Annotated in this window: 17 protein-coding genes; all 17 read right to left on the reverse strand. The window is 44.7% G+C overall.

All coding sequences use genetic code 11. From position 1 onward, the window contains the following. Positions 1-21 precede the first annotated feature (21 nt). The gene (locus tag ACESZG_RS01060) at positions 22-339 is read right to left on the reverse strand and encodes a hypothetical protein (protein ID WP_368210724.1); all 318 of its coding nucleotides are present in this window, start codon (positions 337-339) and stop codon (positions 22-24) included. Positions 340-356: 17 nt separating this feature from the next. Then, positions 357-737, reverse strand: a complete 381-nt coding sequence (locus tag ACESZG_RS01065) for an HK97 gp10 family phage protein (RefSeq protein WP_368210721.1) — start codon at positions 735-737, stop codon at positions 357-359. A gap of 4 nt (positions 738-741) precedes the next feature. Beyond that, positions 742-1,092 (reverse strand): phage head closure protein, encoded by a 351-nt coding sequence (locus tag ACESZG_RS01070; RefSeq protein WP_368210719.1) that lies wholly within the window; start codon positions 1,090-1,092, stop codon positions 742-744. Position 1,093: 1 nt separating this feature from the next. Further along, entirely contained in the window at positions 1,094-1,369 is a 276-nt protein-coding gene (locus ACESZG_RS01075) for a head-tail connector protein (RefSeq protein ID WP_368210717.1), read from the reverse strand. A gap of 65 nt (positions 1,370-1,434) precedes the next feature. After that, positions 1,435-2,607, reverse strand: coding sequence for a phage major capsid protein (locus ACESZG_RS01080; RefSeq protein WP_368210716.1), 1,173 nt, complete (start codon positions 2,605-2,607; stop codon positions 1,435-1,437). A 14-nt stretch (positions 2,608-2,621) separates the two neighbouring features. Further along, a complete protein-coding gene (locus ACESZG_RS01085) occupies positions 2,622-3,443 on the reverse strand; it encodes a head maturation protease, ClpP-related (protein ID WP_368210713.1) in 822 nt (273 codons plus the stop codon). Then, positions 3,382-4,716 (reverse strand): phage portal protein, encoded by a 1,335-nt coding sequence (locus tag ACESZG_RS01090; protein ID WP_368210711.1) that lies wholly within the window; start codon positions 4,714-4,716, stop codon positions 3,382-3,384. The genes ACESZG_RS01085 and ACESZG_RS01090 overlap by 62 nt, the downstream gene beginning before the upstream one ends. A 9-nt stretch (positions 4,717-4,725) precedes the next feature. Then, positions 4,726-6,351 (reverse strand): terminase large subunit, encoded by a 1,626-nt coding sequence (locus ACESZG_RS01095; RefSeq protein WP_368210708.1) that lies wholly within the window; start codon positions 6,349-6,351, stop codon positions 4,726-4,728. After that, a complete protein-coding gene (locus ACESZG_RS01100) occupies positions 6,351-6,827 on the reverse strand; it encodes a phage terminase small subunit P27 family (RefSeq protein WP_288836819.1) in 477 nt (158 codons plus the stop codon). The genes ACESZG_RS01095 and ACESZG_RS01100 overlap by 1 nt, the downstream gene beginning before the upstream one ends. Positions 6,828-6,903: 76 nt before the next feature. After that, a complete protein-coding gene (locus ACESZG_RS01105; protein WP_288836821.1) occupies positions 6,904-7,932 on the reverse strand; it encodes a type II TA system antitoxin MqsA family protein in 1,029 nt (342 codons plus the stop codon). A gap of 11 nt (positions 7,933-7,943) precedes the next feature. After that, a complete protein-coding gene (locus tag ACESZG_RS01110; RefSeq protein ID WP_288836822.1) occupies positions 7,944-8,384 on the reverse strand; it encodes a hypothetical protein in 441 nt (146 codons plus the stop codon). 168 nt (positions 8,385-8,552) lie between these two features. Then, a complete protein-coding gene (locus tag ACESZG_RS01115) occupies positions 8,553-8,996 on the reverse strand; it encodes an HNH endonuclease (RefSeq protein ID WP_330649878.1) in 444 nt (147 codons plus the stop codon). A 44-nt stretch (positions 8,997-9,040) separates the two neighbouring features. After that, positions 9,041-9,457, reverse strand: a complete 417-nt coding sequence (locus ACESZG_RS01120) for a DUF1492 domain-containing protein (protein WP_288836823.1) — start codon at positions 9,455-9,457, stop codon at positions 9,041-9,043. 32 nt (positions 9,458-9,489) lie between these two features. Beyond that, a complete protein-coding gene (locus tag ACESZG_RS01125; protein WP_021738968.1) occupies positions 9,490-9,735 on the reverse strand; it encodes a hypothetical protein in 246 nt (81 codons plus the stop codon). After that, positions 9,725-11,095 (reverse strand): SNF2-related protein, encoded by a 1,371-nt coding sequence (locus ACESZG_RS01130; protein WP_368210703.1) that lies wholly within the window; start codon positions 11,093-11,095, stop codon positions 9,725-9,727. The genes ACESZG_RS01125 and ACESZG_RS01130 overlap by 11 nt, the downstream gene beginning before the upstream one ends. Beyond that, positions 11,076-11,354, reverse strand: coding sequence for a VRR-NUC domain-containing protein (locus tag ACESZG_RS01135; RefSeq protein WP_055052380.1), 279 nt, complete (start codon positions 11,352-11,354; stop codon positions 11,076-11,078). The genes ACESZG_RS01130 and ACESZG_RS01135 overlap by 20 nt, the downstream gene beginning before the upstream one ends. Positions 11,355-11,495: 141 nt before the next feature. Beyond that, the gene (locus ACESZG_RS01140; protein WP_368210700.1) at positions 11,496-13,787 is read right to left on the reverse strand and encodes a phage/plasmid primase, P4 family; all 2,292 of its coding nucleotides are present in this window, start codon (positions 13,785-13,787) and stop codon (positions 11,496-11,498) included. Between the last annotated feature and the right edge of the window lie 95 nt (positions 13,788-13,882).

Here is a 13,882-nt window from a genome sequence, read left to right on the forward strand (position 1 = left end):
CCTCCATCATTAAACAAATCATTACAGTTCCATACTGTACAGCACCTCATACAGCTTTTCGCTCTGGATCCAGACCTCCGACTTATTATAAAAAATCCCGGCATCATCCAGAACTGTTTCCACCAGGGCTTCTGCCCCGGGATCCTTCCGGTCCGTGTATAGCTCTATCCTTACTTCACTGATCCGGAAGTATACCCGTCCGTCTGCCGCAAAATTATCACTGCCGGGAAGCAGATAGCAGATAAACGGCGGATCCGGGCTTTCCCCTTCTGCAAAATGGTCATAAGCAAAAGGAAAACCAGCCTTTTCCAGCATCCCTGCCAGTTCTTCCAGTGTCATATGCTTTCACCTCCTGATCACCTCAGTGCCTTCTCCACTTCCCGTTCCAGAGTCTGCGCAGCCCGTTCCTCCGCAGGCGCAATATGGGGAAACGCCCTTGTCCTGCCGCCTTTTCTCAGCGCATGGCCGAACTCCAGCAGATGGACCAGCTGGTACCTGTTCCTGGAATACACCACGATTTCCATCGCATTGGCAGTTTCCTTCGTGGTCTTCGCCGCCCAGCTCTTTGCATAGGCACCGGTCTTCACAGGGGCATTCTCCTGGATATCCTTCCTTGCCTGTGTCCCTGCCTTCTTCACTGCTTTTTTCACATCATCCGCCGCAAGTCTGGCATACTCTTCCATGCCTTCCATAATCACATCCGCCATCTGGCTGACCGTACATCTGTCCCCTGCCATCTGATCACCTCCGGACTTTCCTGCATGTGAATTTCAGACACTTCTTCTTATAATTCAGATGATCCACACTCACAATGTCATACACCTGATCCCGAAACAGGATCCTGTGGGTAACAGACCGGATACCTGCAGTCTTTTTACAGTACCGCACCGTCACAGTCATTCCCACATCTTCCACCACAGTCCCTGCGGTTTCCGCTTCCCTGGAACTGGCAAGCCCCTCACCGCCTATCGTAGCAAAACAGCAGTAATCCTCTGTCCACTCATTCCTGTGATTTCCGATCCCGTCCTTTACAACAGAACATTTCTGAAAAATCACCTTTTCATTCATCAATGCAATATTCAAACCAACCACCTCAGAATCCCGGTTTTCTCACTCCAAACAGCAGGCTCCGCAGATCCATCACCAGCTGATGGTGATCCGCTTCCTCCCTGTGTTCATACAGATAGGCAGCCGCATACTGCACGGCAATCTTCGTCCCCTGCAGATCTTCAAACTCATCCTCATCCACAATCCTTGCCACATCCATGCAGATCTGCTGCCCCTGCCTGATCAGATCCCCGATCAGCGCATCATCATCCTCAAAATCCACACGCAGGTAATTCTTCATCTCATCCACTGTCACTGCCAACTGCATCACCTCAAAACAGAACCGGCAGGCCTGTACTTCTCCTGCCGGTCCCCTTATTCAAAAAATCAGTCTGCCTTCAGTTTCATAATCTGCACGGCTTCCGGAAGAACCAGTTTTCCGTCCACACGTTCCTTTGCAACAAAACCGATCATTCCATTGCCTGCAAACAGTTCATTCAGCTGCTTAAAGGATCTGTTTCCTCGGTCACCAATGTTGTAATAGCTGTAATCCCCAAAAGCAATGCCGTCCTTCGGTGCATAGGCAGAAGTCTCCACCTTATACCCCAGGATTCTGTCCGGTTCCCCTGCCTGATAAGCCGGCTGCCAGATATAAGCACCGTTATTGTCCTTCAGCTTTCTAAGGGAAGGCAGTGTTGCATCATTCATGATAAAGGATGCATTTTTACGGTACGGACGTTTCAGGCCATACACCAGATCCAGCATGTCATCTGATTTCAAAGCTGCAGCCAGTGTATTCAGCAGATGCCCTCCGCCTGTTCCGTCAAAAATACCGGTCGGTTTCCCTGTTCCGTTTCCGTTCAGGAAGGCATCCTCTTCCGCATTGGCAAGTGCCTTTCCAAACTGAACAATAATGTAATTTTCCAGATTAAAAGCATTGTCGTAAAGCAGTTCCTCTGTTACCTTGATTGCCACATGAAGCTTATGTGCATCCAGGATCTTCTGGTCAAAAGTCGCATCCCCGAAAGTCAGCGCCCCGCCTTCCTCGATCCAGCTTGCCGCCGGCTTGGTAGCCGCAATATTGATCTTATGCTCCCCGGAAGTCACGATTCTTGTGGCAAGACGGCGCATGATATTTTCTTCATTCAGAACATCAACCAGTCTTCTGTCATACTCTTCCGGAACCAGATAACCGCCGTCGGCATCCACGCCCTCCTGAAGGGTATTGGAAACCTGGCGGAAGTTGCTTCTCAGTGCATTCAGCATTGCCCTGCGGTATTCATCAGAAGCACGTCCTGTCTTTGGCTCACCCTGGCCGCCTGCATAAGGCTTCCCGGTCAGCGGCTGGTTTACCGGCTGGTTCAGGTTCTTTTCCATTTCCTCTGCCTTGCGGTGGCGGTCAATCGCCTTTGTCAGATCCTCAATCTCCGATTCCATTCTCTCATAAGTTGCACCGTCCTCCGCAGACAGAACACCATTTTCATTCTCATGGGTATCCACAAAATTCTTTGCAGCTTCCCAAACCTTAGCTCTTTTCTCCATTAATTCCTGAATCGTCATAATCCGTATCCTCCTCAGATATATTTTTTGATAAAATTTAAGCGTTCACGCAGATCATCCGCAGAACGCCCTGTGTCAACACTATTTAATTTTGGTGCGGCAATTCCCGCCTGATCTTTCACGGATTTTCCGGTCTTTCCATAATGCCTCTCCAGCTTATTCATCAGCGCATTATTCACTGCCCGTCTGGAAAACATTACAGAATCAGACGTCCCGTTTTCTGTACGGCCAGCACCTGGATCTCCATTTTCGCCTTCACTGCCCTGTTCCTCTTTCTGGAACAGAATGTCATCTGCAAACCCAAGCTCCACAGCCTTATTCGCATCCATCCACGTTTCCGCATCCATCAGATGTGACAGCTTCGCCCTGCTCTGGCCCGTTTTCCGTACATAAGCATTGATAATAGATTCCTTCACGGCATCCAGAAGTTCCATAGCCTTCTTCATCTCTGCATGGTCGCCCCATGCAACCGTTGCCGGATTATGGATCATCATCATGCTCACAGGACTCATCCACACCTCAGTTCCGGCCATTGCAATGACAGACGCAGCAGATGCCGCAAGCCCGTCAATCTTCACCGTAACCTTTCCCGGATATTCCGACAGCATGTTAAAGATCTGTGCCGCCGCAACGCAGTCCCCGCCCGGACTGTTGATCCACAGGGTAATGTCCCCTGTTCCCGCATTCAGCTCATCCTTAAAAAGAGCCGGCGTGACATCATCGTCAAACCAGCTCTCCTCCGCGATAACCCCGTTCATGAACAGGATTCTTTCCTCAGCTTCCTGTCCGCTTTCCAAATTTATCGCTTTCTTTTTCCAGTTCCAAAACTTCTTCACCAGTATCCTTCCCCTTTCCAGATCCGGCAAAGATACCGGCATCCTGTAATTTCGTCATATTTCCATTGATCAGATACAGATCACCGCCAAGCTCCTCCGGGATCCGGTCCATATTTTCCAGTTCCCGGATATCATTGGCACTCATCCATCCATTCTGTCTTGCCGTGGCATAACCGGTCATCCTTGACTGGTAATCACCCCTGAGCAGCCCATCCACATTGAACTTAAAGAAATACTTCTTCTTTTCCTCCGCAGACAGCAGAGCCCTGACCATTGCCTGTTCCCACCGGCTCACCCAGGGATCCAGTGTATACTTCACAAACTCCAGAGACTGCTGCTCAATGTTGCTGAAACTGGACTTATCCAGATCCCCGACCATATGAGGCGGCACCCTGAAAATCCTGGCAATCTCATCAATCTGAAACTTCCTGGTTTCCAGGAACTGGGCTTCATTCGGTGCAATGGAAATCGGCGTATACTTCATTCCCTCTTCCAGGACAGCAACCTTATTGGCATTGCTGCTTCCCCCGAAAGTGGACTGCCAGCTCTCACGCACCCTGCCCGGATCCTTCAAAGTCCCCGGATGCTCCAGCACTCCTGACGGAGCGGCACCGTTGGCATAAAACTTGCTTCCATACTCCTCCGCAGCAATGGCAAGCCCGATCGCATTCTTCGCCATGGCAATAGGTGAATATCCGACCAGCCCGTCAAATCCAAGCCCCGGAATATGCAGCACATCCGCCGGATGCAGACGCACGATCTTTCCATTCGCTTTCGGATCCGTCCCGGTTCTGCCATCCACATCATCCCCGTCATAAACCAGGTACTCATAATAAAGCCTGCCATGCTCATCCCTGTCCACCGTCATCCGGTCGGGCATCAGCGGATAAAGAGCCACAATTTCACCCTTTCCGTTCCTGATGATCTGACTGTACGCATTCCCCCACAAAAGCAAGTGCGTCATCAGAGTCTCTCGGAACACAAAAGAAGTCATCTCTGGATTCGGCTCATCATGCAGCAGAAAATACAGCGGATGATCCACCGCCTTCTCCTTACCTCCGTTATCGTTATACCTGTAAAACTGCAGTGGCAAACCCGCCACCGCCTCAGAAAGAATCCTCACACAGGAATATACAGCAGTCATCTGCATGGCACTCCGTGCGTTCACTCTCTTCCCAGAAGCTGTGCTCCCCATAAAAAATCCATATCCACTTCCAGCTGTGCTGTTAGAAGGAGCATCCCTCCCCCGAAATAAATTACTGAAAAATCCCATACACCCTCCTTAAAATACCAACAGTCCTCTCTCATCGTAAACGCTGCCACTCTGCCCTTCCTGACGTATACATCTATCAAGCGCCATAATTGCGGCAACAATGCCATCTATCTTCTCCTTAGATTTAGCTTTGGTTACTTTAATATTGCCAGCAGGATCTGTGTCAATAACAACGTTACCTGCCATCCATCTAAGCACTGGATTCCCACAGTGAATAATTCTTCCCTCCATCAGTAAGCGATAGAATTCTTTCGTCGGAGCTAACATTGAAGAAAATCCCTGACCAAAAGGAACAATGGTAAAACCTTCGCCCTCCAAATTTTGAATCATCTGAGTCGCATTCCATCTATCCACCGCTATTTCCAAAATGTGATATTTCTCTGATAGGTAGATGATGAACTTTTCAATAAAATCGTAATGAATCACGTTTCCCTCTGTAGACATGATATAGCCTTGTTTTTCCCAAATATCATAGGGAACTGAATTAGCTTTCACTCTTCTAGGTATGGTTTCCTCAGGAATCCAGAAGTACGGCAAGAGCACATACTTTTCATTTTCATCTCTCGGCGGAAATATCAATACTAAAGCTGTAATATCCCCTGTACTTGAAAGGTCAAGTCCTGCATAACAGTCTCTTCCTTCAAGTGAAGCCGCCTCAATTGATTCATTTCCTCTCATATATATCGCATCTGGAATCCATGCAACGGTTGAACTCACCCACATATTGCATCGAAGCCATTTGAAAGTAATCTCATCCGCCGGGTTCTGCTTTGCTTCCCTGTATGCATCTCTCAGTCTTTCAATATCAACGGTATATCCAAGAGAAGGATTTACCTTATACCAGTTTTCTTCATCTTCCCAGTCCTCATCATCCTTAAGTCCATAGACCACAGGATAAAAAGTCGGATCCACACGTCTGCCTTCTAAGATATCCACCGCCTTAGTATGAAGCTCATAAGCAATGGAATGTCTATCATTACCTGCAGTCGTTATAATAAAGTGAAGCGGATTCTGTCTTGCATCCGATGAGCCCTTGGTAAGAACATCATACAGCTGCCTGTTGGGCTGCGTATGAATTTCATCAAATACCAAACCGCTTACCGAAAATCCATGTTTACCGCCAACCTCAGCTGACAGCACCTGATAATAACCGGCATTACTGTAATTCACAATACGCTTGGTGGCTCCCATCAGCTTGCTTCTTTTCATCAGAGCCGGTGACATCTCTATCATCTGTTTTGCCACATCAAATACGATGGATGCCTGCTGTCTGTCAGCCGCTGCACCATACACTTCTGCGGAAGGCTCATTGTCCGCATACAATAAATAAAGAGCGACTGCTGCTGCTAATTCGCTCTTACCCACTTTCTTACATATCTCCACAAATGCAGTGCGGAACTGCCTGTTCCCATCAGGTTTTACAATCCCGAATATATCTCTTATCAATTGCTCCTGCCACGGTAATAGCCAGAATGGTGTTCCTGCCCATTTACCTTTGGTGTGACAAAGATTCTCAATAAAGGTCACTGCCCTGTCTGCTTTCTTCTTATCATAATGTGAAGTCGGAAGCATGAACTGGGAAGGTTTATAATTTTTAAGCTTCGGATATCCCTTTGGTCTTGGTTCCTTTGCCATTAGGAATCACCCCCAAGCAATGCCTCCATCTCATCTTCCGACTCCTTACCCTTTGCACTACCAGCCACAATACGTGACCTGGATGAAGGCGTAAGTCCAAACTCGGATGCCGCCTGCAGCATCAGCTTCTGATTGGTATTTGCAATCCCAACCCAAGGTGTCTGCTGCTGATATCCTTTATCCGTTTCAAAGGTCGAACCCCCAGAATCTATATGCTCCTGCGCTTCCTTCCATCTGGCATAGGACTGGCAGTATGCAGCAAATGCCGCCATGTCCACTTCCGTAAGAACACCCATCTGATTCATCAAATCAGCTAAACGTTCCCACTCTTTCTTAGCCTCAGGTAATAACCATTCCGGACAGTTAGGCATTCCCTTTGCCGGAATTGGCTCCTTCGTATTCAATTTTCTTTTTCCCGGATTACCTTCCAGCTTTTTCAAAGCTGTAGGCTTTGGCTTTCTTCCTGCCATGGTCATACCCTCCTCCCTTAATTTTTTGCATAATAAAAGGACCATGTATCTCTACATGATCCTCAAAAAATATTTCCATTAATTAAATTTGTAGGCTTTCTGCATATTTAAACTGAATGACATCCCTAGGGGCAGTTTCAACATATGCCTGCTCTTTATGCATAAATGCAATAATATCATTTTTACTCATTTTACCAAGTTTATCTATGACTAAATCCAGTATTTCCTTGTCATCTTTTGATAATGCTGAAAACTTGCATTCTCCACTTAAAGCGAAATGATAAGCATTTGTTTCGCCCATATCAACTTCCTCGCAAGGAACATCCTTCAAGTCAATGATTGAATTATGCCCTACAGGAACTGCTCCCATTGGTAATGCCCGATAAACCAATCCTGTAATAGCACGTCCTCTTCTTTTATAAGCCAACGCATCTGCATACCACATAAGCTTCATCAACTTGACTTTGTAAAGACTTGTAACTTTAGAAGAAACAGCAAAATATCTTATCACATCAACAACCTTATCAAGTGAAAGTGAAGTATTTCCATGAAACATCTTATTACCCTGAAATCCTGCATAACTTGCCTCAATAGCTTTTCTCAAATATGCATCTTGATCCTCTTCAAATAATGAAGTTGCCGCCTCCATATATTTTTGATAAGACTCAGCTGATAAGCTGTCTTTTGCATCATTTAGTAAAGACAAGAACCATTCTGGATCCTGATCAATTTTCTTTAAAATTGTGTCATGAGCTTTATCTTGAACCTGATGGCTCTCATATCTGGTAATGGTTTTACCGCCCCACCCCAGCAATACGCATAAATCGCTCTGGCTAATACCATATTTTGCTCTTATTCCGCTTATCTGAGTTGATGTCAAAAGACCTTTCTTTTCTCTATATGAATCCTTCATTCTAGTATCATTATCCTGCATCTGTTTTTCATCCATATACAGTTCTTCTGCCAAATCGCAATACAAATAATAGGCTTCATAATCTACTTCTGTATTCTTAAAAGTGGCCTTATCCATAACAAGAACTGTTTTCACTTCATGTTCTTCCATGCAACATGTACAAAGTCTTTTTTCACTTTTTAAGATCTTCATATCCATGAAAACACCCCCTAATTCTTCTTATAAGGAAACATTTCTGGTGTAAATGCCTTCTCAGCAAAATGAAATGACATAACAAAAGTTGTTGTGTTTCCATACATTCCTAAAAGTTCCACTCTTATTTTAATATATACGTCATCTGTGCCGTTATATACCTTACCAAATTCTCTCATTTCACTTCTTTTGGGAAATCTAATGTCTTTTACTGTCTGCATATAGTCTTCCACAGATAGTGTCAATAATTCGCGTTTTAAGGCATCCACAGGATTTTCATCAGAAAATAATTTATTAACAGTGTATTGGTTAGTATATTTTTCATCGCGCTTTTCATCAACGAGGCGCTTTGCTTGAAAATCTATCTTAGCCCCATTATTGAGTGCAAATTTCAAATCCTGAATATATGCTTTTACTTCGATTTCACTCTCTATACGTGATTTTGTTTCTTCAGCCAATTTCTCGCCTCCTGTCAAGGTATCAATTGATACCTGTATAATACATCCAATTTGTCAATTTGTCAACCTCATACCCCCATCTTTCATTTCGCGATTTTGCACAGAAGAGGGGGCGCCGGTCTTGGAGCCTAAGGGCTGTAGAGATTCAAATACCCCCTACCCTCACTCTCAAAACTTGTACTCCACATATCTATCTTCCGTCATTGTCTTTACATTATGATGATGCTCACATAAAGGCTGCCAGTTCCCACGATCCCAGAAGAGTTTCTGGTCTCCACGATGCGGAACGATATGATCCACGACGGTAGCCATAGTGATATGACCTTCCTCATAACACTTCACACAGAATGGATTGCTCTCTAAGAACTTCCTTCTCTCACGCTGCCACTTGGCACCATAGCCACGCTCTGCTGCATGAGCTCTGTCCTTTGTATGTAAAGGCTTATGTTCCTCACAATACATCTGACCGTGCGGAATGAGTGCCGCACAGCCAGGATGTTTACACGGTATGTTACTTCTATATGGCAATGCATCCACCTCTTTCATAACAAAAGCCCCGGAAGTTTTTGGCTTCCAAGGCTCTTCTCTGTCGTACACTTTCGACACTATCATAATAACATATATGCTTATGCCATGTTGGGACAAAGTATGCCAACTTACTCAGGCACCACAAAATTATTTAATGCCGATGCATGAATACGGTGTACGGTACGATAAGATACATTCAGGTCATAGGAAATATCTTCCCAGCTTTCATTTTTCAGATAGCGGTATTTAAGAAGAAGTCTTTCCTCTGGGTTCTCCATACTTTCAATCGCCGCATTAATTTCTGAACGAAGGTCTATCAATCTGTTTATCTGTGCATCAATTCTCTGCTCATAATCCCATATCTTTTCAATGGTCTTAATAAATGGTGCTTCCAGATTTCTATTCGGATTGGTACCAATCTTTTCTCCATAAGAACATCCCTGAATCGTACCTCTCATTTCACGAAGCTGTTCTAGCTCCTTCACTTCAACCTGTATCTGCTTATCCAACAGATATGCCTGTTTCAAATACTCTTTAGCCGTCATAAGCCACCTCCGAAAAGTTATTTCCCTCGGATTTACTCTGATTGTCTTATTTCGTCCTGAAGCTTACGGATTAAGAATTCTCCAGCAACCGAAGTCAGCTGTTGATACCACGAACTTCTGAAAAACTTCTCAATCTGTAACGCTTCATCTATTGCCGCCTTGCTTTTTGGATTGCGCTTTACCTTTTTGAGTGCGGCTCTGTAATCAGCAACCGCACTAAGGATAATCGCATTCGCAAGTCTTTCATATGGGTCTTCAAATTGGTTCTTACCTGCCATGTGTTACCATCGCTTTTACTGCAGCAATCAATCTATTTTGTGTCATATCCTTACTTGCTAAAGCCTTCATAACATCCTCATCTATTGTTCCAGCAGTAATAATATGCTGAACCACCACCGTCTCCGAAGTCTGTCCTTGTCTCCAAAGTCTTGCCACCGTCTGTTGATATAGTTCCAGACTCCAGGTAAGTCCAAACCAAATCAGCATATTTCCACCTGATTGCAGATTCAAGCCATGCCCGGCAGAAGCTGGATGTATTAACGCCACCTGCAGCTCCCCACGATTCCATTTTCTGATGCTTTCCTCAGAATCCAATTTTTCAAAAGGAATCTTTTTCTCAGTAAGTCTTCGCATAATCCTTGATAAATCATGTTTGAACCAGTAAGCCACCATAACAGGTCTGCCATTTGCCGCTTCAATCATATCCTCAAGGGCATCCAGCTTCTGATCGTGGATTACAATCTCATCGCCATCATCGGAATACACAGCACCATTTGCCATCTGAAGAAGCTTCCCGGAAAGAGCCGCTGCATTTGCTGCTGTAATCTCTCCCTTTTTCAAAGGAATAAATAAATCCTCTTCCATATCCGCATAAAGCTTCGCTTCCTCATCATTCATATAAACCGGATATTCATTACTGATAAGCTCTGGCATCTGAAGATGATCCAAGGCTTTCATGGAAATCGTGATATCGGAAATCTTCTCATAAATCTGTTCCTCAGCTCCATTTCTTAGCTTATAAGAATAAACAATCGGACCATTCATCCTGTCTGGCACAAAATAATTCACACGATACTGGCTGATAAATCTTCCAAGTCTTTCTCCCATATCCAGACATTTGAATTCTGCAAACAAATCCATCAGTCCATTGCTGGAAGGTGTACCAGTGAGCCCGATTACCCTTTTCACATTTGGCCGAACCTTCATAAATGCCTTAAAGCGTTTACAGTTCCAATTCTTAAAGCTGGATAGCTCATCCAGAACTACCATATCCCAGAAAAAATTCACTCCACTTTGTTCAATCAACCACTGCAGATTTTCACGGTTAATAATGTAAATATCTGCATACGCCTCCAAAGCCTTTTTCCGCTCTGCTGCTGAACCAAGAACAATGGAATATCTCAGGTGTTTCAGATGATTCCACTTATGAATCTCATCACTCCAGGTATTTCTTGCAACTCGAAGTGGCGCCACCACCAAAACCTTACTTACTTCAAAGCTGTCATAAATAAGCTGTTCAATAGCTGTCAACATAATACTGGTCTTACCAAGTCCCATCCCAAGTATCACGGCTGCTATCGGGTGTTCTAATATATAATTGATTGCAAACTGCTGATAATCATGCGGTTTGTATTCCATCAAGAATCCCTCCAATCTGTCCTGCATCATCCAGGACGAATACTTTATATCCAAGAGACCTTAGCTGGTCATGCCTGTGCTCCTGTAAAACTCTTGGTTTCTTTCCTGACGCCTTCACTTCCACCAACCCAAATTTCCCATCAGGTAATAAAACAAGTCGGTCGGGCCAGCCCGATGAACCGGAATTCCACTTCTCACACAAGCCACCACGCTTTTTAACTTCTCTCACTAATTTCTGTTCAATATATTTTTCACGCATCGCACGCCTCCATCATTCTTAACAGGTGTGCAGGTCGAGTACCTCGTTCCGTAAAACTCTCTTAAGCAGATATTTATTCAAATTCTTCCTAAAGGGACTTTTATGTACTGAGGTTAACGACCTACACAAAAGGGCTTTTTCTTACTCCAAAAAATCCTGTCCTTCCTTAAGCTTCAATCCCACGACCTGCACTCCGGTATTCTTGCGAATACGGTTATAGCCAGCCTTGTCCATCGAAGAATAGAAATCCGTGGTACTACGGATATATTCGCCGTTCTGCATGCAATGCGCTCTGTAAGCCTGATACAGTTCACCCGATTTTTCCTTATAAGATGGATCAATCTCACAGCATTCCTCCAGAAACTGCCCCAGCCAGTCATTGTCCTCGCGATATGCCTGGATAGCGGCCTCTACGACATCTGGAAGTGTTGTATGGAAATTCTTATCAATCGCTCTCTTCGCCCCTTCAATAATCCAGCTCATAATTGCAGGACCCGCATGCTCAAACAGATAATCCGCATAATTCTTGATGTCACTTTTACCTGTAATCTTTGCATTGAAGGGAATGACCACCAGCCTTCTCCAGATACCATCATCATTGGCTCCTACCTTTGGAAGATGGTTTGTATAGAGAACCAATGTATGTGACGGTACAAAGGAAAACGGATCCTTATACTTCTTCTCTGCCTGAATCTCATCCGTAGAGCAAAGCTGCTTCACCACAGCGGTATTCAATCTCATACCTTCCTCCATTTCCGAAGAAATGATGAGACGTTTCCCCTTAAGCTCTGCCATCTCCGGCTTCACATTCCGCTTGCAATTCATGGTCAAGGCTTCCGCTGAAAGCTTTCCTGCATAATTTCCAAGTACTCTGAAAATGGTATTCCAGAAGGTACTCTTACCATTGGCACCGCCACCATAAGCAATAATCATGTGCTCTTGATAAACCTTACCGATTGCAGCCATGCCAACCGTCTCCTGCACATAATCAATCAGTTTCTGATCCTTGCAGAAGAAAAGATTCAAAGCATCCAGCCATATCTGTTTCCCATCCTCTCCCGGAGAACACGCAGTAATCTTTGTAATCAGATCTTCAGGATTATGCGGCAGTTCCCCTGCAAGCCCTTTTCGAAGGTCATAGGTTGCATAAGGTGTGTTAATCAGATTCTCGTTCTTATCCAAATCAGATACTGAAATAGCAATCATAGGCTTTGCAGTATTTGCGGCAGAAACGATGTATTTGTAATCACGTCTCTTCTGAACAAACTTCAGATAAGTCTGAGCACCCATCAGCATATAAACCAAAGGAATAAGCTTTCCATCTACCTCTTTTAAAAGCTCCTTCGGGCCAGCCTGGATAGATTCCTTCGGTACACCTGCATCCTCCAACGCCTTCTCAACTCTTGCCACTTCATCCATAGCATCCTGAAGCTGCAGATCCAAGAATTCCTCAACAGCACCAATCGCCATCTGCTTATCCTCTCGCCAACACTCACCATCGAATCTTAAAAAGTCTGTAGCACTCGTATATTTGAGTTCATTTCCATACTCTCGAACTAATACCTTTGCCTGTCCGATATCCGAATAATCTTCAGGCTTCAATGAAGCACTTTCAAAATCTGCATTATATTCATCAGGCGGCACATACCCTTCCTGATTCACAATACTTTTCTTAAAGAACTTCGCCGCACTATTCCAGATAGTCTTAAGCTCTGACTCCGGTAGCGGCGGATCACATTTCTTTGCATGTTCTAAGAATGCCTCGTGTGCTTTTTCCGTAATTCCATAGCGTTTCAGCACACGCCCGGCAAAACGGCTCATAGTATTATTTCTGCTACCTTTCAGAATCTGCCCACCAGATGCGCTCTCCGAATCCTCGGAATCAAAATCTTCTTCCTCAACTACCTGACTGACATCAATTTCTTCATCAATAGTCATCCAGCCATCATGTACCAATACTTCTTCACAATCAGCACCGAAGATAAATCTTGCTGCGTCTAAAGCATTTCCATCAAAGAAGGGATACTCCTTCTGTAATGCCTTCTTTAGATTTCCGTACACTTCTGCATCTGTAATCTCTGAAATAGGAAAATAGATGTGATATCTCGGTCTGGCCGACTTCCCCTCCTTTGGAAGCAGATGATGTCTGCTGAAAGCAAGCATATATTCCATATCCGGGAATATTTCCTCCAGCTTCTCAACTGTAATCCACTCTGCCGGTTCCTCTGAATGGTCATTATCAATATCCATGACAATCACATCTGAACGAATGAAATTACCAATACCTCGATAGTTTCCTTTGTACTCTGCGCAAACATGATCTGCCTTCACCGCCTCCCGAAGCTGCTCCGGCGTGACTACTGTCACCTTATTGGGATAGCTACAGTTAGCGGCCTGACCAATGCAGTTTGCTGTAAAAATCGTTACCTGCATATCTCAAACCTCTTTTCTATAAAGTAAGGAACAAAATCCTCCTAATTTCCTAAGCGGGTTTGACCTACACTTTTCCGGTCGTAGGACAAAATTTG

This window comes from Blautia sp. Marseille-P2398 (assembly GCF_964240315.1).
GTDB classification, from domain to species: Bacteria; Bacillota; Clostridia; order Lachnospirales; family Lachnospiraceae; genus Blautia_A; species Blautia_A wexlerae.

Coding starts and splice junctions, on each gene's coding strand:
- ACESZG_RS01060 (WP_368210724.1), bottom strand. CDS start 339: ATGACACTGGAAGAACTGGCAGGGATGCTGGAAAAGGCTGGTTTTCCT.
- ACESZG_RS01065 (WP_368210721.1), bottom strand. CDS start 737: ATGGCAGGGGACAGATGTACGGTCAGCCAGATGGCGGATGTGATTATG.
- ACESZG_RS01080 (WP_368210716.1), bottom strand. CDS start 2,607: ATGACGATTCAGGAATTAATGGAGAAAAGAGCTAAGGTTTGGGAAGCT.
- ACESZG_RS01090 (WP_368210711.1), bottom strand. CDS start 4,716: ATGGGATTTTTCAGTAATTTATTTCGGGGGAGGGATGCTCCTTCTAAC.
- ACESZG_RS01095 (WP_368210708.1), bottom strand. CDS start 6,351: ATGGCAAAGGAACCAAGACCAAAGGGATATCCGAAGCTTAAAAATTAT.
- ACESZG_RS01100 (WP_288836819.1), bottom strand. CDS start 6,827: ATGACCATGGCAGGAAGAAAGCCAAAGCCTACAGCTTTGAAAAAGCTG.
- ACESZG_RS01105 (WP_288836821.1), bottom strand. CDS start 7,932: ATGGATATGAAGATCTTAAAAAGTGAAAAAAGACTTTGTACATGTTGC.
- ACESZG_RS01115 (WP_330649878.1), bottom strand. CDS start 8,996: ATGATAGTGTCGAAAGTGTACGACAGAGAAGAGCCTTGGAAGCCAAAA.
- ACESZG_RS01120 (WP_288836823.1), bottom strand. CDS start 9,457: ATGACGGCTAAAGAGTATTTGAAACAGGCATATCTGTTGGATAAGCAG.
- ACESZG_RS01125 (WP_021738968.1), bottom strand. CDS start 9,735: ATGGCAGGTAAGAACCAATTTGAAGACCCATATGAAAGACTTGCGAAT.
- ACESZG_RS01130 (WP_368210703.1), bottom strand. CDS start 11,095: ATGGAATACAAACCGCATGATTATCAGCAGTTTGCAATCAATTATATA.
- ACESZG_RS01135 (WP_055052380.1), bottom strand. CDS start 11,354: ATGCGTGAAAAATATATTGAACAGAAATTAGTGAGAGAAGTTAAAAAG.
- ACESZG_RS01140 (WP_368210700.1), bottom strand. CDS start 13,787: ATGCAGGTAACGATTTTTACAGCAAACTGCATTGGTCAGGCCGCTAAC.